17 protein-coding genes are annotated in these 19,161 nt (G+C 66.9%); 12 read left to right on the plus strand and 5 right to left on the minus strand.

Going from position 1 to position 19,161, the window contains the following annotated elements:
- Nucleotides 1-3: 3 nt before the first annotated feature.
- Nucleotides 4-1,080 carry a TerC family protein gene (locus ACK5NO_RS06075; protein ID WP_416811768.1) on the plus strand — a complete coding sequence of 359 codons (1,077 nt, stop codon included), beginning with the start codon at nt 4-6 and terminating at the stop codon, nt 1,078-1,080.
- 77 nt (nt 1,081-1,157) lie between these two features.
- Here ACK5NO_RS06075 and ACK5NO_RS06080 read toward each other — a convergent pair whose 3' ends face one another.
- A complete protein-coding gene (locus ACK5NO_RS06080) occupies nt 1,158-1,460 on the minus strand; it encodes a YciI family protein (protein ID WP_416811769.1) in 303 nt (100 codons plus the stop codon).
- 121 nt (nt 1,461-1,581) lie between these two features.
- Here ACK5NO_RS06080 and uvrA point away from each other — a divergent pair, with 121 nt between their 5' ends.
- The 11 genes from uvrA to ACK5NO_RS06135 all read left to right on the plus strand — a co-directional run bounded on the left by uvrA (nt 1,582) and on the right by ACK5NO_RS06135 (nt 13,571).
- Nucleotides 1,582-4,431, plus strand: coding sequence for an excinuclease ABC subunit UvrA (gene uvrA, locus ACK5NO_RS06085; protein ID WP_416811770.1), 2,850 nt, complete (start codon nt 1,582-1,584; stop codon nt 4,429-4,431).
- Between the two features lie 5 nt (nt 4,432-4,436).
- Nucleotides 4,437-6,320 carry an excinuclease ABC subunit UvrC gene (uvrC, locus tag ACK5NO_RS06090; protein ID WP_416811771.1) on the plus strand — a complete coding sequence of 628 codons (1,884 nt, stop codon included), beginning with the start codon at nt 4,437-4,439 and terminating at the stop codon, nt 6,318-6,320.
- A complete protein-coding gene (gene rapZ, locus ACK5NO_RS06095) occupies nt 6,317-7,240 on the plus strand; it encodes an RNase adapter RapZ (protein WP_416811772.1) in 924 nt (307 codons plus the stop codon). The genes uvrC and rapZ overlap by 4 nt, the downstream gene beginning before the upstream one ends.
- Nucleotides 7,237-8,223: a gluconeogenesis factor YvcK family protein gene (locus ACK5NO_RS06100; RefSeq protein ID WP_416811773.1), complete on the plus strand. Its 987-nt coding sequence runs from the start codon at nt 7,237-7,239 to the stop codon at nt 8,221-8,223. Before rapZ ends, ACK5NO_RS06100 begins: the two co-directional genes overlap by 4 nt.
- Nucleotides 8,224-8,227: 4 nt before the next feature.
- Nucleotides 8,228-9,211: a DNA-binding protein WhiA gene (whiA, locus tag ACK5NO_RS06105; protein WP_416811774.1), complete on the plus strand. Its 984-nt coding sequence runs from the start codon at nt 8,228-8,230 to the stop codon at nt 9,209-9,211.
- A gap of 160 nt (nt 9,212-9,371) precedes the next feature.
- Nucleotides 9,372-10,376 (plus strand): type I glyceraldehyde-3-phosphate dehydrogenase, encoded by a 1,005-nt coding sequence (gap, locus tag ACK5NO_RS06110; RefSeq protein WP_416811775.1) that lies wholly within the window; start codon nt 9,372-9,374, stop codon nt 10,374-10,376.
- Nucleotides 10,377-10,459: 83 nt separating this feature from the next.
- Nucleotides 10,460-11,650 carry a phosphoglycerate kinase gene (locus ACK5NO_RS06115; protein ID WP_416811776.1) on the plus strand — a complete coding sequence of 397 codons (1,191 nt, stop codon included), beginning with the start codon at nt 10,460-10,462 and terminating at the stop codon, nt 11,648-11,650.
- A 3-nt stretch (nt 11,651-11,653) separates the two neighbouring features.
- A complete protein-coding gene (tpiA, locus tag ACK5NO_RS06120; RefSeq protein WP_416811777.1) occupies nt 11,654-12,445 on the plus strand; it encodes a triose-phosphate isomerase in 792 nt (263 codons plus the stop codon).
- A gap of 84 nt (nt 12,446-12,529) precedes the next feature.
- A complete protein-coding gene (gene secG, locus ACK5NO_RS06125) occupies nt 12,530-12,775 on the plus strand; it encodes a preprotein translocase subunit SecG (RefSeq protein ID WP_416811778.1) in 246 nt (81 codons plus the stop codon).
- A 19-nt stretch (nt 12,776-12,794) separates the two neighbouring features.
- A complete protein-coding gene (locus ACK5NO_RS06130; protein WP_416811779.1) occupies nt 12,795-13,166 on the plus strand; it encodes an RNA polymerase-binding protein RbpA in 372 nt (123 codons plus the stop codon).
- A 180-nt stretch (nt 13,167-13,346) separates the two neighbouring features.
- Nucleotides 13,347-13,571, plus strand: coding sequence for a SelT/SelW/SelH family protein (locus ACK5NO_RS06135; RefSeq protein ID WP_416811780.1), 225 nt, complete (start codon nt 13,347-13,349; stop codon nt 13,569-13,571).
- 7 nt (nt 13,572-13,578) lie between these two features.
- On the opposite strand, the gene pgl is transcribed toward ACK5NO_RS06135, so the two are convergent.
- From pgl to tkt, 4 genes are all read right to left on the minus strand, one after another.
- Complete coding sequence (pgl, locus tag ACK5NO_RS06140; RefSeq protein ID WP_416811781.1) at nt 13,579-14,301, minus strand: 6-phosphogluconolactonase; 723 nt, start codon at nt 14,299-14,301, stop codon at nt 13,579-13,581.
- Between the two features lie 29 nt (nt 14,302-14,330).
- Nucleotides 14,331-15,239, minus strand: a complete 909-nt coding sequence (locus ACK5NO_RS06145) for a glucose-6-phosphate dehydrogenase assembly protein OpcA (protein WP_416811782.1) — start codon at nt 15,237-15,239, stop codon at nt 14,331-14,333.
- On the minus strand, nt 15,236-16,753 hold the full coding sequence (gene zwf, locus ACK5NO_RS06150; RefSeq protein ID WP_416811783.1) for a glucose-6-phosphate dehydrogenase: 1,518 nt from the start codon (nt 16,751-16,753) through the stop codon (nt 15,236-15,238). The genes ACK5NO_RS06145 and zwf overlap by 4 nt, the downstream gene beginning before the upstream one ends.
- A gap of 73 nt (nt 16,754-16,826) precedes the next feature.
- Complete coding sequence (gene tkt / locus ACK5NO_RS06155; protein WP_416811784.1) at nt 16,827-18,899, minus strand: transketolase; 2,073 nt, start codon at nt 18,897-18,899, stop codon at nt 16,827-16,829.
- Nucleotides 18,900-19,161: the final 262 nt, after the last annotated feature.

Consider the following 19,161-nt stretch of genomic DNA (forward strand, 5'->3'; position numbering starts at 1 on the left):
CGGGTGACTGATCCCCTCGTCTGGACCGTGACGATCGCCTTCATCGTCGCCCTGTTCGTCTTCGATTTCGCGGTAGTGATCCGCAAGCCCCACGAGCCCTCGTTCAAGGAGTCGGTGGGCTGGTCGGTGTTTTACATCGCCATCGCGCTGCTGTTTGGCGTGGTGTTGCACATCTGGCACCACGATTTCCCCACGATGGAGTACCTCGCGGGCTACATCACTGAGAAGTCGTTGTCTGTCGACAACCTCTTTGTGTTCCTCGTCATCATGACGAGGTTCGCCGTGCCGCCCAAGTACCGTTCGCGCGTGCTGTTGGTCGGCATCGCGGTCGCGCTGATTCTGCGCGCGATCTTTATCGCCGCAGGCGCCGCGGCGCTCGACGCGTTCTCCGCGCTGTTCTACATCTTTGGCGCGTTCCTCATCTACACGGCGTGGGGACTGGCGAAGGAATCCGAAGAGGACACTGCAGGCAAGGAGTACGAAGAGGGCCGCCTGGTGCGCTTTGTGCGACGTCTCTACCCGGTGACCGACGGCTATCGCGAAGGTCGCGTGACGGTCAAGGAAGCCGGCCAGCGCATGGTGACCCCCATGCTGCTCGTCATGGTCGCCATCGGCTCGACCGACGTCCTCTTTGCGCTGGACTCGATTCCCGCCATCTTTGGTCTGACGCAAGACCCGTTCATTGTCTTCACGGCAAACGCCTTCGCGTTGCTGGGCCTGCGCCAGCTGTACTTCTTGGTGCAGGGCCTGCTGCAGCGCCTGGTGTACCTGCACTACGGCCTCGCGGCGATCCTGGCCTTCATCGGCGTCAAGCTCGTCTTGCACGCTCTGCACGAGAACAACCTGCCGTTCATCAACGGCGGCGAGCACGTGAGCGTGCCCGAGGTCTCCATCGGCCTCTCGTTGAGCGTCATCCTGGCGATCCTCGTGGTCTCCACCGTCGCGAGCCTGCTCGCGACCAGGGGTGGAGGCAAACTCGATGCGGACCTCGAGGCCGAGCGCGGCACGGCTCTCGAGCACGTCACCGGAGAGCTCGAGATCAACGGTGAGGTGACCTCGGACGACCGCAAGCCCGAGTAGCCCACCACGGCAAGACGGCCGGGGACCGCTGAGAGCGAGAGCGCCACGGTTCCCGGCCGTTGTCGTCGGCAGGCGTGTCAGTCGGCGATGCGCTCGCGCAGCCCGGGGCCCCACACGGCCGGCCAAATCCGGATGCGGTGGTCGACCACGAGGCCGAGCGTGACGTAGGGGTCGGCGGCGATCATCGCCTCGACCTCGGCTACGGACTGGGCCTCACACACGAGCAAAGCGCCTGCGGGTGCGTCGTCGTCGTAGCGGCCGTACGCGAGCATGCGGCCCTGCTCGGCGAGCGAGGCGAGGTAGGCCCGGTGTTCGGGGCGGTGCGTGTTGCGCTCGTCGGCGCGGTGGTCGTAGGCGTATTCGATGGTGAAGGTCGTCATGCGGCCATCCTTGCAGGTCAACGTAGAGTCGAGGTCGGGACTGTCGCCTCAGGTTTGGCCCGAATACGCGACACGCGCAATCGAACATGCGTTCGAACGCGAATCCACGTAGCATTGCCCTGTGAATGACCGACTCATCGTCCGTGGTGCCCGCGAACACAACCTCAAGGGTGTCGACCTCGACCTCCCACGCGACGCGCTGATCGTCTTCAGCGGCCTGTCCGGCTCGGGGAAGTCCTCGCTCGCGTTCGACACGATCTTTGCGGAAGGGCAGCGGCGGTACGTCGAGTCGCTGTCGGCATACGCGCGCCAGTTCCTGGGGCAGATGGACAAGCCCGATGTCGACTTCATCGAGGGCCTATCGCCGGCCGTGTCGATCGACCAGAAGTCGACCAACCGCAACCCGCGTTCGACGGTGGGCACCATCACCGAGGTGTACGACTACCTGCGTCTGCTGTACGCGCGTGTCGGAACCCCACATTGCCCGGTGTGTGGTGAGCGCATCCAGGCGCAGACGCCGCAGCAGATCGTTGACTCGGTGCTCGAACTGCCCGAGGGCACCCGGTACCAGGTGCTCGCTCCGGTGGTGCGCGGGCGCAAGGGCGAATACCAGGACTTGTTCGAGGAGCTCCAGCAGCAGGGCTTCGCGCGAGCACGCGTCGACGGCGAGACGGTGCAGCTCAGCGAGCCCCCGCAGCTCGAGAAGAAACTCAAGCACACCATCGAGGTCGTGGTCGACCGATTGGTCGCACGTGACGGCGTCCGTCAGCGTCTTGCTGACTCGGTCGAGACGGCACTGCGCATCGCCGACGGGCTCGTCATCATCGATCCCGTTGACGGGGAGATTGAGCCGCGGCGGTACAGCGAGAAGCGTGCTTGCCCCAACGACCACGTGCTGGGACTCGAGGAGATCGAGCCGCGGACGTTCTCCTTCAACGCGCCCTACGGTGCGTGCCCCGAGTGCACCGGCATTGGCGTGCGGCTCGAGATCGATCCCCTGCTCGTGGTGCCGGACCACTCGTTGAGCCTGCGTGAGGGCGCGGTCGCGCCGTGGTCGTCGACCTCGACCTCGTCGGAGTACTTCGCGCGGATGCTGACGGGTCTGTCGCACGACCTCGGGTTCTCGATGGACACCCCGTGGGAGGACCTGCCGGAGAACATCCGGCAGGCCGTGCTCGTGGGCAACGACTACGAAGTCCACGTGAAGTTCCGCAATCGCTTTGGGCGTGAGCGCCAGTACACGACGGGCTTCGAAGGCGTGCTGTCGTGGATCGAGCGGCTCCACTCGCAGACCGAGTCCGAGTGGTCGCGAGAGAAGTACGAGTCGTACATGCGCGAGGTCCCGTGCCCCGTATGTGCGGGCGCGCGCCTCAAGCCCGAGGTACTGTCCGTGACGATCGGCGGTCAGTCGATCGCGCAGGTCTGTGACATGTCGATCGCCCAGGCGCGCGACTTCCTGCTGACCGCCGAACTCGACGAGCGTGGCCGCCAGATCGCGGTCCAGGTGCTCAAGGAGATCGATGCCCGCCTGGGCTTTTTGCTCGACGTGGGACTGGACTACCTGACGATGTCCCGCGCCGCTGGCACGTTGTCGGGCGGAGAAGCGCAGCGCATTCGCCTCGCGACGCAGATTGGTTCGGGGCTCGTAGGCGTGCTGTACGTGCTTGACGAGCCGAGCATCGGCCTGCACCAGCGTGACAATCGCCGACTCATCGACACGTTGACCCGCCTGCGCGACCTGGGCAACACCCTGATCGTCGTCGAGCACGACGAGGACACCATTCGCACCGCCGACTGGGTCGTTGACATCGGCCCTGGCGCGGGTGAGCACGGGGGAGAGGTGGTCCACTCCGGCACCTACGAGGACCTGCTGACCAACGAGCGGTCCATCACGGGCGCGTACGTGGCAGGTAGGCGAGGCATTGACCTCCCCGAGCAGCGCCGCGAGATCGACCCCCAGCGGCAGATCACCGTGGTGGGCGCGCACGAGCACAACCTGCGCAATATCGATGTGTCGTTCCCGCTGGGAGTGCTGACGGCCGTGACCGGTGTGTCCGGCTCGGGCAAATCAACCCTCGTGAACTCGATCCTGTACACGTCGCTCGCGAACACGCTCAACCGGGCGCGCCAGGTGGCCGGCCGCCACAAGCGCATCACTGGCACCGACCAGCTCGACAAGATTGTCCACGTTGACCAGGGGCCCATCGGTCGCACGCCGCGTTCGAACCCTGCGACCTACACGGGGGTGTGGGACAAGGTCCGCAAGCTCTTCGCGGAAACCACCGAGGCGAAGGTGCGCGGCTACGGGCCCGGGCGTTTCTCCTTCAACGTCAAGGGCGGCCGATGCGAGTCCTGCTCCGGCGACGGCACGTTGAAGATCGAGATGAACTTCCTGCCCGACGTGTATGTGCCCTGCGAGGTCTGCAAGGGTGCCCGGTACAACCGCGAGACGCTCGAGGTGCACTTCAAGGGCAAGACGGTCGCCGATGTGCTGGACATGCCCATCGAAGAGGCGGCGGACTTCTTCGAGGCCATTCCCGCGATCTCGCGGCACTTGCGCACGCTTGTCGACGTCGGCCTGGGGTACGTACGTCTGGGCCAGCCCGCACCCACCCTGTCCGGCGGCGAGGCGCAGCGCGTCAAACTCGCTTCTGAGCTTCAGCGCCGGTCGACGGGACGCACCATCTACGTGCTCGATGAGCCCACCACCGGCCTGCACTTCGAGGACGTGCGCAAGCTTCTCGCGGTCCTGCAGGGCCTGGTGGACAAGGGCAACACAGTCATCGTGATTGAGCACAACCTCGACGTCATTAAGAGCGCCGACTGGGTGATCGACATGGGCCCTGAGGGTGGTTCCGGAGGCGGCATGGTGGTCGCCGAGGGAAGTCCCGAAGAGGTAGCGGCGGTGGACGCGAGCCACACGGGTATGTTCCTGCGCGAGATCCTCGAGGCTCCCGCGCGCGTAGGCTGACGCTCGTGAGCGACCCCGCGGACTACCGGCCCGCACCCGGCACCATCCCCACGGAGCCGGGCGTGTACCGATTCCGTGACCCCCACGGCCGCGTCGTCTACGTCGGCAAGGCCAAGAACCTACGGTCGCGCCTGTCGAACTATTTCCAGGACCTGTCCGCACTGCACCCGCGCACGCGGATGATGGTGACGACCGCGGCCTCGGTCGAGTGGACCGTGGTGCGCAACGAGGTCGAGGCTCTCATCCTCGAGCACACCTGGATCAAGGAGTACGACCCGCGTTTCAACGTCGTGTTCAAGGACGACAAGTCCTACCCGTATCTCGCGGTCACCATGAACGAGGAGTTCCCGCGCATTCAGGTCATGCGAGGGGAGCGGCGCAAGGGCGTGCGCTACTTCGGTCCGTACGCGAGGGCGTGGCAGATCCGAGAGACCGTCGACACTCTCGTGACGGCACTACCGGTGAGGACCTGCGCACCGGCGGTGTTTCGCAAGGCGGAGCGACAGGGCCGGCCCTGCCTGCTCGGCTACATCGACAAGTGTTCGGCGCCGTGCGTGGGGAGGATCTCGCCGGAGGATCACAGAGCTCTCGCAGAGCGCGTGTGCGCCGTGCTGGGCGGTGATGCCAAGGGAATGATCCGCGACCTCACCCAGGCCATGACCGATGCCGCACAGCGCCAGGACTTCGAGGCCGCGGCCCGTGCCCGTGATCGTCTCCACGCCCTGCGGGATGTGCTGGACCGCAACGCGATCGTGCTCGCCCCGGACACGGACGCGGACATCTTCAGCCTTGTGGACGAGGAACTGGAGGCGGCCGCGCACGTGTTCTACGTGCGCGACGGGCGCATCACAGGTGAGCGTGGCTGGGTCGTGGACAAGCCCGAGCCGCTCGATCAGGCGGGCATGATCGCGCAGCTGATCCAAGAGGCCTACGGAGACGTCGCGCCGGAAGAAGTGCCGCTCGAGGTGCTGGTGCCGGTGCTTCCCGACGGTGCTGAGGCTATCCGTGCTTGGCTTCGCGGTCTGCGCGGCGGCGCGGTGTCCATCAAGGTTCCTTCGCGCGGTAAGAAGGCAGAGTTGGCGGGTACCGGCCTCCAAAACGCGCACCAGGTGTTGCAACAGCACCGACTCAAGCGCGCATCTGACCTGACGACCCGGTCGGCGGCTCTCCAGGAGTTGCAAGAAGCGATCGGCATGACGCAGGCGCCGTTGCGCATCGAGTGCTACGACATCTCTCACACCGGCGGCACCAACCAGGTGGGCTCCATGGTGGTGTTCGAGGACGCGCTGGCTCGCAAGGCGGAGTATCGCCAGTTCTCGATTGCCGACGGAACGGACGACACGGCCGCGATGCGGCAGGTACTCACCCGCAGGTTCTCTCGCTATCTCGAAGAGTCTCAGTTGCCCCCGGAGGAGCGGGAGAGCGCTAAGTTCGCGTATCCACCGCAATTGGTGGTGGTTGATGGTGGCCTGCCGCAGGTGGGGGTGGCGCGATCGGCGCTCGATGACCTCGGACTGACCGACATCGCCGTGGTGGGGCTCGCAAAGCGCCTCGAGGAGGTGTGGGTTCCGGGTGACGAGTTCCCCGTCATTCTGCCGCGCGGCTCGGAGGCGCTGTTCCTGCTTCAACGGCTACGCGACGAGGCCCACCGTTTTGCCATCACTCGTCACCGGGGCAAGCGCGGGAAGGCGATGAAGGCGTCGGCTCTCGACGACGTCCCCGGCGTGGGCCCCGAGCGGGCCAAGGCGCTGATCCGTCACTTTGGCTCACTGGCCAAGGTGAAGGAGGCCTCGGTCGAGCAACTCGTCCTCGTCCCGGGAGTGGGGGCTGCGACTGCCAAGGCCATCCTCCGGGCGCTCAGCAAGTCCGATGGCATGCTGGAGCCATGACCGAGGAGCCTCCTGCCGTCACGTACCCCTCCGGCATTGTGCGCCCGCAGTTCGAGCAGCTCGCGAAGGTGCCGGAACTGTTGGTGCTCACCGGCATGTCGGGTGCCGGGCGCACCAAGGCGGCTGCGGTGCTGTCCGATCTTGGCTGGTACGTGGTGGATAACCTGCCGCCGCATCTGCTCAGTGGCCTGGTCACGGCACACGTCGCGGGCGATACCCAGCGGCCGCTGGCCGCAGTGGTGGATGTCAGGGGAGGCCGGTATTTTGCGGACCTTGAGCCGGTCATCGACGACCTCGAGTCCAAGGGCGTGCCCGTGCGCATGCTGTTCCTGGACGCCGACGACCTCGCGCTCGTGAAGAGGTTTGAGGAGGCTCGGCGGCCGCATCCTCTCCAGGAGGACGGCACCATTCTTGAAGGCATCGCCCGTGAGCGAGCCGTGGTCGAGGACGTCCGCGATCGTGCCGATCAGATCATCGACACCACCGACCTCAACGTGCACCAACTGCGTGAGCTCGTCACCGCCGAGGTGGCCGAGGAGGTCCCCGCGCTCCAGGTCAATGTGATGTCTTTCGGGTTCAAGAACGGCGTTCCTGCGGACGCGGACTTTGTGGCCGACGTGCGTTTTCTCGACAATCCCCATTGGATCCCCGACCTGCGCCCCCTCACGGGCCTCGACGAGCCCGTCAGGGATCATGTGCTGCGCTCTCAGGGAGCGCGGGAGTTCATCGAGGGCTATGCGACGGTGATCGGCTCGGCCTTGAGTCTGTATCGCGCGCATGACAAACCGACGGTGAGCATCGCCGTCGGCTGCACGGGCGGCAAGCATCGTTCGGTGGCGGTGTCCGAGGCCTTAGGAGTGGCGCTGCGTGACCAAGGGTTCGCGGTGCGGCTCACGCATCGCGATCGGGTCGCCACATGAGCGCGACGGCACGGTTTGCTGCTCCGGCGCGCGTCGTCGCGCTGGGGGGCGGACACGGCCTGTACGCCTCGCTTACGGCGCTGCGCGGCCTGACACCCGACCTCACCGCCATTGTCACTGTCGCGGACGACGGCGGTTCATCGGGTCGCTTGCGCGCCGAGCTCGGCGTGGTGCCGCCGGGCGACCTGCGCATGGCACTGAGCGCGCTGTGTGCCGACAACGAATGGGGGCGGACCTGGCGCGACGTGCTCCAGTGGCGGTTTCGTTCCGACGGGCCCTTGGACGGGCACGCGCTGGGAAACCTCCTGATCGCGGCGCTGTGGGACCGTACGGACGACATCGTCGAGGGTCTCGCGTGGGTGGGGCAACTGCTCCAGTCTCACGGCCGGGTGCTGCCGCTGTCGTCGGACCCTCTCGAGGTGTGTGCCCGGGTGCGCCTGGGCGACCAGGTGCGAGACATTGTGGGCCAGGTGGCGGTTGCCACCGCCGAGGGAACCATCGAGGAGGTCTCCCTCCGGCCCGCCCGCCCTACCGTCCCTCACCAGACAGTGGCCGCCATCGACGATGCCGACATGGTGGTCCTCGGGCCCGGCAGTTGGTACACGTCGGTGCTCACACACTTTTTGGTGCCCGATGTGGCGGATGCCCTGGTGCGCGCCTCGTCGCGTTCGGTGTTGGTGCTCAACTTGGGCCACGACGACGAAGAAACGGCGGGCATGTCACGCGCCCACGACGTGGCCGCTCTGCGGCGCGCGGCACCGGCCTTTGTCCCGGCCGACGTGATCGTTGACGTCGAACATGCGGGTGAGCCGGGCCTGGCCGATGCGGTGGCTCGGTGGGGTGCGCGGCTCCAGGTGGCAGCGGTCAGGGCACCGGTGGAGCGGCCCGTACACGACGAGCGCGCCCTGCGCGCCGCGTTGGCGCAGGTGGCAGCGAAGAGGGGGTTGACCGTCACCGCTGCGGGCGTGTCGGTGGCAGGATAAGCCCATGGCTTTGACGGCACAGGTGAAGGATGAACTCGCGCGAGTGGCGGTCGACAGAACGTCGGCACGCAAGGCGGAGGTGGCGACGACTCTGAGGTTCGCGGGGGGACTGCACATTGTCTCCGGGCGCATTGTCATTGAGGCTGAGCTGGACACCGCTGCCGCCGCTCGCAGGCTGCGCGCCTTCATCTATGAGGTCTTCAACCTCATGAGCGAAATCATCGTGGTCTCTGGTGGTGCACTCAAGAAGGGCAATCGCTACGTGGTGCGCGTGGTCAAGGAGGGTGAGGCTCTCGCCCGCCAGACGGGACTGCTCGACCACAGGGGCCGTCCCGTCCGCGGACTGCCGCCGCAGGTGGTGTCCGGCTCGATCGAGGACACCGTCGCCGCGTGGCGTGGCGCGTTCCTCGCGCACGGGTCGCTGACGGAGCCTGGGCGCTCGAGTTCGCTCGAGGTCACCTCTCCCGGGCCAGAGGCCGCACTGGCGCTCGTGGGTGCCGCCCGCCGCCTGGGCATCAGCGCCAAGTCGCGCGAGGTGCGGGGCGTTGACCGCGTGGTGATTCGTGACGGAGACTCCATCGCGCAACTGCTGACGCGGTTGGGTGCTCATGACTCGGTCATCGAGTGGGAGCAAAAGCGCACCCGACGCGAGGTGCGCGGTACCGCGAACCGGCTCGCCAACTTTGACGACGCGAACCTGCGCCGGTCCGCGCAGGCAGCTGTTGCGGCGGGCGCACGCGTGCAGCGGGCCTTCGAAATCTTGGGCGACGATGTGCCCGACCACCTCGTGGAGGCCGGGAAACTGCGCCTGGAGAACAAGGAAGCGTCGCTCGAAGAACTGGGCAAACTGGCTGATCCGCAACTCACCAAGGACGCCGTGGCGGGTCGAATTCGGCGCCTGCTGGCGACGGCGGACAAGCGTGCCGAGGAGTTGGGGATTCCCGACACCGAGGCTGGTATTACGCCTGAGATGCTCGATCTGGACTGACACGGATCAGGACTTTCGTACCGCGTGCGGTTCGAGCGGTTAGTAGTAGGCTGACAGAAGTGGCCCGTCCAAGACGTGGCCCCAATGCGCACGTAGAGGTGCGCGCAAGCATCCATCCACAATCGCGCCGGTGTGCCGGCGCAAGTCGAGGAGATCTACTGTGACCATCAAGGTCGGTATCAACGGTTTCGGCCGTATCGGACGCAACTTCTTCCGTGCTGTGCTCGCTTCGGGCGCGGACATTGAGATCGTGGGAATCAACGACCTCACGGACAACGCGACGCTCGCGCACCTGCTGAAGTACGACTCGATCCTGGGCCGCCTCGGCGTGGACGTGTCCTTCACCGAGGACAGCATCACCGTGGATGGCAAGACCTTCGCGGCCTCCGCCGAGCGTGACCCCGCCAACCTCAAGTGGGCTGACCTGGGCGCCGACATCGTCATCGAGTCGACCGGTTTCTTCACCGACGCGACCAAGGCTCAGGCGCACATCGACGCCGGTGCCAAGAAGGTCATCATCTCCGCTCCGGCGAAGAACGAGGACGCCACGTTCGTCATGGGTGTGAACCACGAGGACTACGACCCCGCGAACCACCACATCATCTCGAACGCCTCTTGCACGACCAACTGCCTCGCGCCGCTGGCCAAGGCTCTGAACGACGGCATCGGCATCGAGAAGGGTCTGATGACCACGATCCACGCCTACACCGCGGACCAGAACCTGCAGGACGCTCCTCACAAGGACCTCCGTCGTGCGCGTGCCGCCGCCCTGAACATCGTTCCCACCTCGACCGGCGCCGCCAAGGCTGTCGCGCTCGTTCTGCCCGAGCTCAAGGGCAAGCTGGACGGCTACGCCCTGCGCGTTCCCACGCCGACCGGCTCCGCCACCGACCTCACCTTCACTGCTTCGCGTGAGACCTCCGTCGAGGAGATCAACGCGATCGTCAAGGCCGCGGCCGAGGGTGCCATGAAGGGCTTCCTGGTCTACACCGAGGACCAGATCGTCTCGAAGGACATCGAGACCGACCCCGCCTCCTCGATCTTCGACGCCGGCCTCACCAAGGTCATCGGCGACCAGGTCAAGGTCGTGTCGTGGTACGACAACGAGTGGGGCTACTCGAACCGCCTCGTGGACCTCTCGGTCCTCGTGGGCGAGAAGCTCTAACTTCTCTAGGTGTCACAGTGACGACGCCCGCGCACGCGCTGCGTGTGCGGGCGTCGTCATGTCATAGATGCGAGGAATGAAACATGAAGACGATTGACTCCCTGGGCGACCTCACCGGTAAGAAGGTGCTGGTCCGCTCCGATCTCAACGTGCCGCTCGACGGCACGACGATCACCGACGATGGTCGCGTGCGCGCCTCCGTGCCCACCATCCAGAAGCTGCTGGACGCTGGCGCATCGGTCATCGTGACCGCGCACCTGGGCCGCCCCGGCGGCGAGCCCAACCCCACCTACTCGCTGGCGCCGGCCGCTGCTCGCCTCGCCGAGCTGCTCGAGCGTCCCGTCACGCTGGCCGACGACCTCGTGGGCGAGTCCGCGAAGGCGACCGTCGCCGCGCTCGAGCCCGGTCAGGTGGCCATGCTCGAGAACGTGCGCTTCGACGCCCGCGAGACCTCCAAGGTCGACGAGGAGCGTGCTGAGCTGGCCAAGGAGCTCGCGGCCCTGGCCGACGCGTTCGTCTCTGACGGCTTCGGTGTGGTCCACCGCAAGCAGGCCTCGGTCTACGACGTCGCGCAGATCCTGCCCGCCGCTGCCGGTCTGCTGGTGCAGAAGGAGGTCGAGTCGCTCTCGCGCGCGACGACCGACCCTGAGCGCCCCTACGCCGTGGTGCTGGGTGGCTCGAAGGTCTCCGACAAGCTCGGTGTCATCGGCAACCTGCTGACCAAGGCGGACCGCCTGCTGATCGGCGGAGGCATGGTCTTCACATTCCTCAAGGCCAAGGGCTACGAGGTCGGCTCTTCGCTGCTCGAAGAGGACCAGATCGACACCGTCAAGGGCTACCTCGCGACCGCTGAGGCCAACGGCGTCGAGATTGTCCTGCCTACGGACGTCGAGGTGGCGGACAAGTTCGCGGCCGACGCCGAGCACAAGACCGTTGCTGCCGACCAGATCCCGGCCGGCTGGATGGGTCTCGACATTGGCCCCGACTCGGGCGCCCTGTTTGCCTCGAAGATCGCCGACGCCAAGACCATCGTCTGGAACGGCCCCATGGGCGTGTTCGAGTTCGAGGCCTTCGAGGGCGGCACGCGTGCCGTCGCGCAGGCCATGATCGACGCTGACGGATTCTCCGTCGTGGGTGGCGGTGACTCGGCTGCTGCCGTGCGTCGCCTGGGCTACGACGAGGCTGGCTTCAGCCACATTTCCACGGGCGGCGGCGCGTCGCTCGAGCTGCTTGAGGGCAAGGTCCTGCCGGGCCTGGCCGTACTGGAGGACTGACACATGGCACGTACCCCCCTGATTGCGGGTAACTGGAAGCTCAACCTCGATCACCTCGAGGCCACTCACACGGTGCAGAAGCTCGCGTGGCTGTTGCGCGACGCCAAGCACGACTTCGAGGACGTGGAGGTCGCCGTCCTGGCGTCGTTCACCTCGATTCGTTCCGTGCAGACGCTCGTCGACGCAGACCAGCTCGAGCTCAAGTACGGTGCGCAGGACATCTCGCAGCACACCTCGGGTGCCTACACCGGTGAGGTGTCGGGCACGCAGCTCGCCAAGCTCGGCGTGTCGTACGTGGCCGTGGGCCACTCGGAGCGTCGCGAGTACCACGGTGAGTCCGACGAGGTCGTAGCGGCCAAGACCGCTGCTGCTTTCGCGGCAGGCATTGTGCCGATCGTGTGTGTGGGCGAGGGCCTGGACATCCGCAAGGAGGGCCGTCACGTCGAGTACACCCTCGAGCAGATCGATGGCGCTCTCAAGGACCTGCCTGCTGACAAGGCCAAGGACGTCGTCATTGCCTACGAGCCCGTGTGGGCCATCGGCACCGGCGAGGTCGCCACGCCCGAAGACGCGCAGGAGGTCTGCGCTGCTATCCGCGGTCGCCTTGCGGAACTGTACGACGAGGAACTCGCCGCTGGCGTGCGAGTCCTGTACGGCGGCTCGGTCAAGTCGAGCTCGATCGCTCAGCTCATGGCGCAGCCCGATGTGGACGGCGGCCTCGTGGGCGGCGCGAGCCTCGACCCCGAGGAGTTCGCGAAGATCGTCCGTTTCCGTGCACACCAGGTGGGCATCTAGTCTCATCAGGCGAGCGAGCCGTCCCTCAAGGGCCTGCTCTTCGCGTATCCTGATACCCGTTCGACCGCGATCTGAAGGAGAACTGTGGAGATTCTCGAGACCTCACTGTGGGTGCTGCTGGTGATCAGCAGCCTCATCCTGATTGGTCTGGTCCTGATTCACAGGGGCCGTGGCGGAGGCATCACCGACATGTTCGGCGGTGGCTTGTCCTCGGGCATCCAGTCCTCCGCTGTGGGTGAGCGCAACCTTTCGCGCGTCACCTGGATCACGGCCGGTGTGTGGGTGATGGTGATCGTTTTGCTCGGTCTCATCAGCCGCTTCGCTGTGTAGAGGGACAACGAGGGGAATCATGGCCGCTGGAAATGCGATCCGAGGCTCGCGCGTAGGCGCGGGACCGCTGGGCGAGGACGAGCGCGGCGAGTCCGCGCCGCGTCAGACCGTTCACTACTACTGCGCGCGTGGTCACATCACGTCGCCCAGCTTTGCGTTGGGTGACGAGACGGACACGCCCGAGATTCCGCTCGAGTGGGACTGCCCCAAGTGCGGTTTCCCGGCGGGCCTGGACCAGGACAACCCTCCTGAGCCCGTTCGTAGTGAGCCTTACAAGACGCACCTCGCTTACGTGAAGGAGCGACGCACCGACGAGGAGGGCAAGGCTCTGCTCGACGAGGCGTTGTCGGAGCTGCGCGCTCGGCGCGAGGCACTCGCTGCGGTGGACTAAGTCTCATAGTGACGAAGGCCGCCCTCCCCACTGGGGGAGGGCGGCCTTCGTGCATTCCCGACCCACGCATCGGCCCGGCGGGAAGTCTCCGTGCAGGGCCGATGCGTTGGCTGGCCCTGTCAGCCGGGCCAGGTAGGGTCGTGTGAACGCCGGGAACGGCTCGGCCAACGAAGGAGAGTCATGCTGATCGAGATCGAGTACTGCGTCCCCTGCGGCTACCTTGACCGGGCGATCGAGGCGCAGCGCGCGCTGTTGACGACGCTGGGTCAGGCGCTGGGTGGCGTCACGTTGAAGCCTGGTGACAGTGGCGTGTTCACTTTCCGGGCCGACGGTGACGTGATCTATTCGAAGCCCGATGAGTTCGACATCACGACCATCGTCGAGACCGTCAAGGCTCGCCTGTAGCGCAGAGTTAGATGCGGGTCGCGGCCGCGGCGTCGATGAGCCACCTGGTCGATTCGCGGCCGCGCACTGCGCCACCGGGGATCGCCAGGTCGCCACGCACGCCCTGGGCGACAACCTCGGCCTTGGCCGCGCCCGCTGCGATCACCCAGACCTCACGCGCGCGGTTGATTGCGTCAAGCGTGAGGGACACGCGAGTCGGCGGAGGCTTGGGGGAGTCATGCACCGCGATCGCGGGTGCGTCGCCCTGCGAGGCATCCTCATAGCCGGTGTGGCCGGGGAACAGGCTCGCGACGTGGCCGTCGGGGCCCAAGCCGACCATGAGCACGTCCCACGCGGGAATGCCGGCGGCCTCGATCTGGTGGACGTAGTCCTCCGCTGCCTCCTGGGCCGTGGCGAAGGTGGTCGACGAGCCCATCCGGTGGATGTTGTCCTCCGGCAGCGGCAGGCGACTCAGGAGCGCCTCCTGGGCTTGGCCCTCGTTGCGGTCGGCATCGCCATCGGCAACGAACCGCTCGTCTCCCCACCACACGTGCACGGACGTCCAGTCGATCGCCGACGCCAGGGGAGAAGCTGCCGCGGCCTCGAGCGTGGCGATTCCCACCGTGCCGCCGGTGAGCACCACGTGTGCCACCTCTCGGTGCGCGAGCGTGTCGCCGATGCTGAGCAACAGCCGCGCGGCGGTCGCCTGGGCGAGCGCATCGGCGTCGGAGTAGACGATGACCTCAGGCATGGTGGCTCCCAAATGCGTGGTGGTGAGTGCTAGGCGGACTGGGCGTAGCGGGCGAGCGACTCGCCGTACACCGGGTCCTCGTCGAGACGGCGCAGTTCCTCCGCCAGGCAATCGCCCAGCGAGCGCACCGGCAAGGCGATGGTGTGATCGGGCTGACCAGGCTGCGTCAGGGTCGCGTTGTGCCCATCGGGGCGTGCGATACCGATCTCGCCCGAGGGGGTCTCGAGGACGATCGACTGCAGGCCACGCACGGTGTCGTCGTAGGTGGCCTCGACCTCGCAGCCCAGGGCGTTCTGCAGCCAGGCACCCAGCAGCAGAATGGACGGGCTACCGGTGTCGCCGTGAAGGCGTGCGCGAGTCACGCGGCGATCCTCGACCTGCTCGAGTGCAGAGGCGAGCAGCGCGCGCCAGCGGGTCACGCGGGTCCATGCGAGGTCCGTGTCACCGGGCTGGTAACTTGCCGCGACCTGGCGCAGCAAGGCGTCTGCGTCGTCCTCACCCTTGGTGTCGATGATGCGGCGAGCGGCCATCTGGCCAATACCGGACGATCCCGCATCGGCCGGAACAGCCGCGGGCCACCAGGCGACGATGGGCGCATCGGGCAGCAACAGGGGAGTGACCAGGGTGTCGGCGTGGGCGGTCTGCTCACCGGAGGGGCGCAACACCACCACTTCCGAAGCGCCCGCGTCGCCGCCGACGCGCAACTCGGCGTCGAGACAGTCATCACCTTGCTCTGCGGGAGCAATCACGATGATGCGGCAGGGGTGCTCGCGGGAGGCCACGTTGGCGGTCTCGATCGCATCGTCCGCGTCGGCACCGGTGGCGTCGATGACGAGGGTCATGACCCGGCTGAGCGACAGCACGCCGCCCTCTTTGCGGGCCTTGACGAGCGCATTGTTGATCTCGGAGACCGTGGTCTTGGGCAGGTTGATGATCATGGGCGCCTCCAGACGCGGCCGTCCTTGGCGAGCATCGCATCAGCCGAGGCTGGACCCCAGGTACCCGAGCGGTACTGCTCGGGCTGGCCCTGCGAGGCCCAGTGAGACGTGATGGGGTCGAGCAGTTTCCACGACAATGCGACCTCTTCGTGGCGCGGGAACAGCGGCGGGTCGCCCAGCAGCACGTCGAGGATCAGGCGTTCGTAGGCCTCGGGCGAGGACTCGGTGAACGCATTGCCGTAGGCAAAGTCCATGGTGACGTCGCGCACTTCCATGGCGGCGCCGGGAACCTTCGAGCCGAACTTGAGGGTCACACCCTCGTCGGGCTGGACGCGGATGACGAGGGCGTTGTTGCCGACCTCGACGCCGTCGATCTCCTGGAAGTACGGGCTCGGGGCCTTCTTGAAGACGAGCGCGATCTCGGTCACGCGACGGCCAAGACGCTTGCCCGCGCGCAGGTAGAACGGCGTGCCCGCCCAGCGACGGTTGGGAACGTCGAGGCGGATCGCGGCGTAGGTCTCGGTGATCGAGTCGGGGCTGATGCCGTCCTCGTCGAGGAAGCCACCGACCTGCTCGCCACCGCGCCACCCGGCGGCGTACTGGCCGCGTGCGGTGTTGGCGTCAAGGTCGGCGGGCAGCTTGGCCGCGCGCAGCACCTTTTCCTTCTCATCGCGCAGGTCGTCGGCGTCGAAGGTCGCAGGCTCTTCCATCGCCGTGAGCGCGAACAGCTGCAGCAGATGGTTCTGGATGACGTCGCGGGCTTGGCCAATGCCGTCGTAGTAGCCCGCGCGAGAACCAATGCCGATGTCCTCGGCCATGGTGATCTGCACGTGGTCAACGAACTGGCTGTTCCAGATGGGCTCGAATAGCTGGTTGGCGAAGCGCAGCGCCAGCAGGTTCTGGACCGTCTCCTTGCCCAGGTAGTGGTCGATGCGGAACACCGAGTCGGCGGGGAAGACGTCCGAGACCACGGCGTCCAGGGCGTTCGCGGACTCGAGGTCGTGACCGAACGGCTTCTCGATGACCACACGGCGCCAGGCGCCCTCGCGAGAGTCCGACAGACCGGAGTCGCGCAACTGTGTCAGGACCTGGGGGAAGGCCGACGGAGGGATCGACAGGTAGAAGGCGTGGTTCCCGCCGGTGCCGCGGCGCTCGTCAAGTTCCTCAACGGTCTCGCGCAGTCGACGGAACGCATCCGGGTCGTCGAACGTGCCCTGCACGAACCGCACGCCCTCGGCGAGCTGACGCCAGGTCTCCTCGCGGAACGGGGTGCGTGCGTGCTTCTTGACCGACTCGTAGACCACCTCTTCGAAGTCCTGTCGGTCCCAGTCACGGCGGGCGAAGCCGGTGAGCGCGAAGGCCGGCGGCAACAGACCCCGGTTGGCGAGGTCGTACACGGCCGGCATGAGCTTCTTGCGGGCCAGGTCTCCTGTGACGCCGAACATGACAAGACCACAGGAACCCGCGATACGGGGCAGCCTGCGGTCTCGGGGATCGCGCAAAGGGTTGTTCACGAGCGGGGCCTCCGGGGATCGGGAGCGGTGCAGTGCGGTGCGCGCTACCGAAGTAACGCGCACCGCACTCTACTCACTTTGCTGCAGCGATGGATTCACGCGCGTGCGCGGCCACGTTGTCGGCGGTGAAGCCGAACTTCTCGAACAGCAGGTCGGCGTCTGCCGACGCGCCGTAGTGCTCGATCGAGACGATGCGTCCGGCGTCACCGGCGAGGTCGTGCCACGGCTGGGCGATGCCGGCCTCGACGACCACGCGGGCCTTGACAGCCGCGGGGATGACCGACTCGCGGTACTCCTCGTCCTGCTCGTCGAACCACTCGCGGCACGGCATGGACACCACGCGCGCCTTGATGCCGTCCTCGGCGAGCAGGTCGCGGGCAGCCACGGCGTGCTGGACCTCGGAGCCAGTGCCGATGAGCACCACGTCGGGAGTGCCCTCGGTGTCGGCGAGCACGTAAGCGCCCTTGAGGACGCCCTCGACTGCGCCGAACTGCCCGCGGTCAAAGGTCGGCACGTTCTGACGGGTCAGGATGATGCCTGCAGGGCGGTCGGTGCGCTCGAGAATGCCACGCCAGGCGTAGGCGGTCTCGTTGGCGTCGGCGGGGCGGACCACGTCGAGGCCGGGGATGGCGCGCAGCGCCGCGAGGTGCTCGATGGGCTGGTGGGTGGGGCCGTCCTCACCCAGGCCAATCGAGTCGTGGGTCCACACGAAGGTGCTGGGCGCCTTCATGAGCGCCGCGAGGCGCACCGCGGGACGCATGTAGTCCGAGAACTGCAGGAACGTGCCGCCGTAGGCGCGGGTGGGGCCGTGCAACACGATGCCGTTCAGGATCGCGCCCATCGCGTGCTCACGAATACCGAAGTGCAGGGTGCGTCCGTAGATGTTGCCCTGGAACTTGGCGGTCGAGCGACGCTCGGGAAGGAACGACGGTTCACCGTCCATCGTGGTGTTGTTCGAGCCGGCGAGGTCGGCGGAGCCACCCCACAGCTCGGGCAGGGTGTCGGCAAGGGCGCTCAGCACCTTGCCAGACGCCGAGCGGGTCGCGACCGAGGAGCCTGCCTCGAACACGGGCAGCGAGTCGGTCCAGTTCTCCGGCAACTCGCGTGCCTGCAGGCGAGCCAGCAGCGCGGCGCGCTCGGGGTGCTCGACCTGCCAGCGGGCGAGGTCGGCGTTCCACTCGGAGTGTGCTGCCTGGCCGCGCTCACGGACCTTGAGGGCGTGCTCGAGGACCTGCGGGTCCACGTCGAAGGACTTCTCGGGGTCAAAGCCGAGCGCCTCCTTGAGGCCCGCCAGCTCCTCGCCACCGAGCTTCGAGCCGTGGATGCCGCCCGTGTCCTGCTTGCCGGGCGAAGGCCAGCCGATGATGGTCGACAGCGCGATGAAGGAGGGCTTGCCGGTCTCGGCCTTGGCTTCCTCGATCGCGGCGAGCAGCGCGTCGACGTCCTCGACGTACGAGCCATCCTCCTGCTTCCACGACACGTGGTGGGTGTCCCAGCCATACGCCGCGTAGCGAGCGAGCACGTCCTCGGTGAACGCCACGTCAGTGTCGTCCTCAATCGAGATGCGGTTGTCATCCCAGATCACGACGAGGTTGCCGAGTTCCTGGGTGCCCGCGAGCGACGAGGCCTCGCCCGACACGCCCTCCTGCAGGTCGCCGTCCGAGGCGATCACGTACACGTGGTGGTCGAACGGGCTGGTGCCGGGGGCAGCCTCGGGGTCGAACAGGCCACGCTCACGACGAGCGGCCATCGCCATACCCACGGCGGTCGCCACACCCTGGCCGAGCGGGCCGGTGGTGGTCTCGACGCCATCGGTGTGCCCGTACTCCGGGTGGCCGGGGGTGCGCGAACCCCAGGTGCGCAACGCCTTGATGTCGTCGATGTCGACGTCGTAGCCGGAGGCGAACAGCTGCAGGTACAGCGTCAGCGACGAGTGGCCAGCCGACAGCACGAACCGGTCGCGGCCAATCCAGCGCGAGTCCGAGGGGTCGTGGCGCATCACGTTCTGGAACAGCAGGTACGCGGCGGGCGCGAGCGAAATCGCGGTGCCGGGGTGGCCGTTGCCCACCTTCTCCACTGCGTCAGCCGCGAGAACGCGGAGGGTGTCGACTGCGCGGCGGTCCGCGTCGGTCCAATTCACGGTCACAGAGATCTCCCGTTGGTGAGGATGTGGTTCTCGGTCAGCCTACCGGCGACCGGGTGCGGCACGACACCCCACAATTGGTTTCCCTGGCGGGCGTCGTTGACACACGGTGAACGTTAACATGCTCGCCGCGGGGGAGTGCGGTCACGCGCCGATCCGCCGGCAATCCACCACCGTCACCCGTCTTCGCACTCCACCGCTCGCTCCGCCGTCGACCGCCGCCGTCCACACCCCGCCGTCCACACCCCGCCGTCCACACCCCGCC

Origin of the sequence: Demequina sp. (assembly GCF_047975725.1) — a bacterium.
Lineage (GTDB): Bacteria > Actinomycetota > Actinomycetes > Actinomycetales > Demequinaceae > Demequina.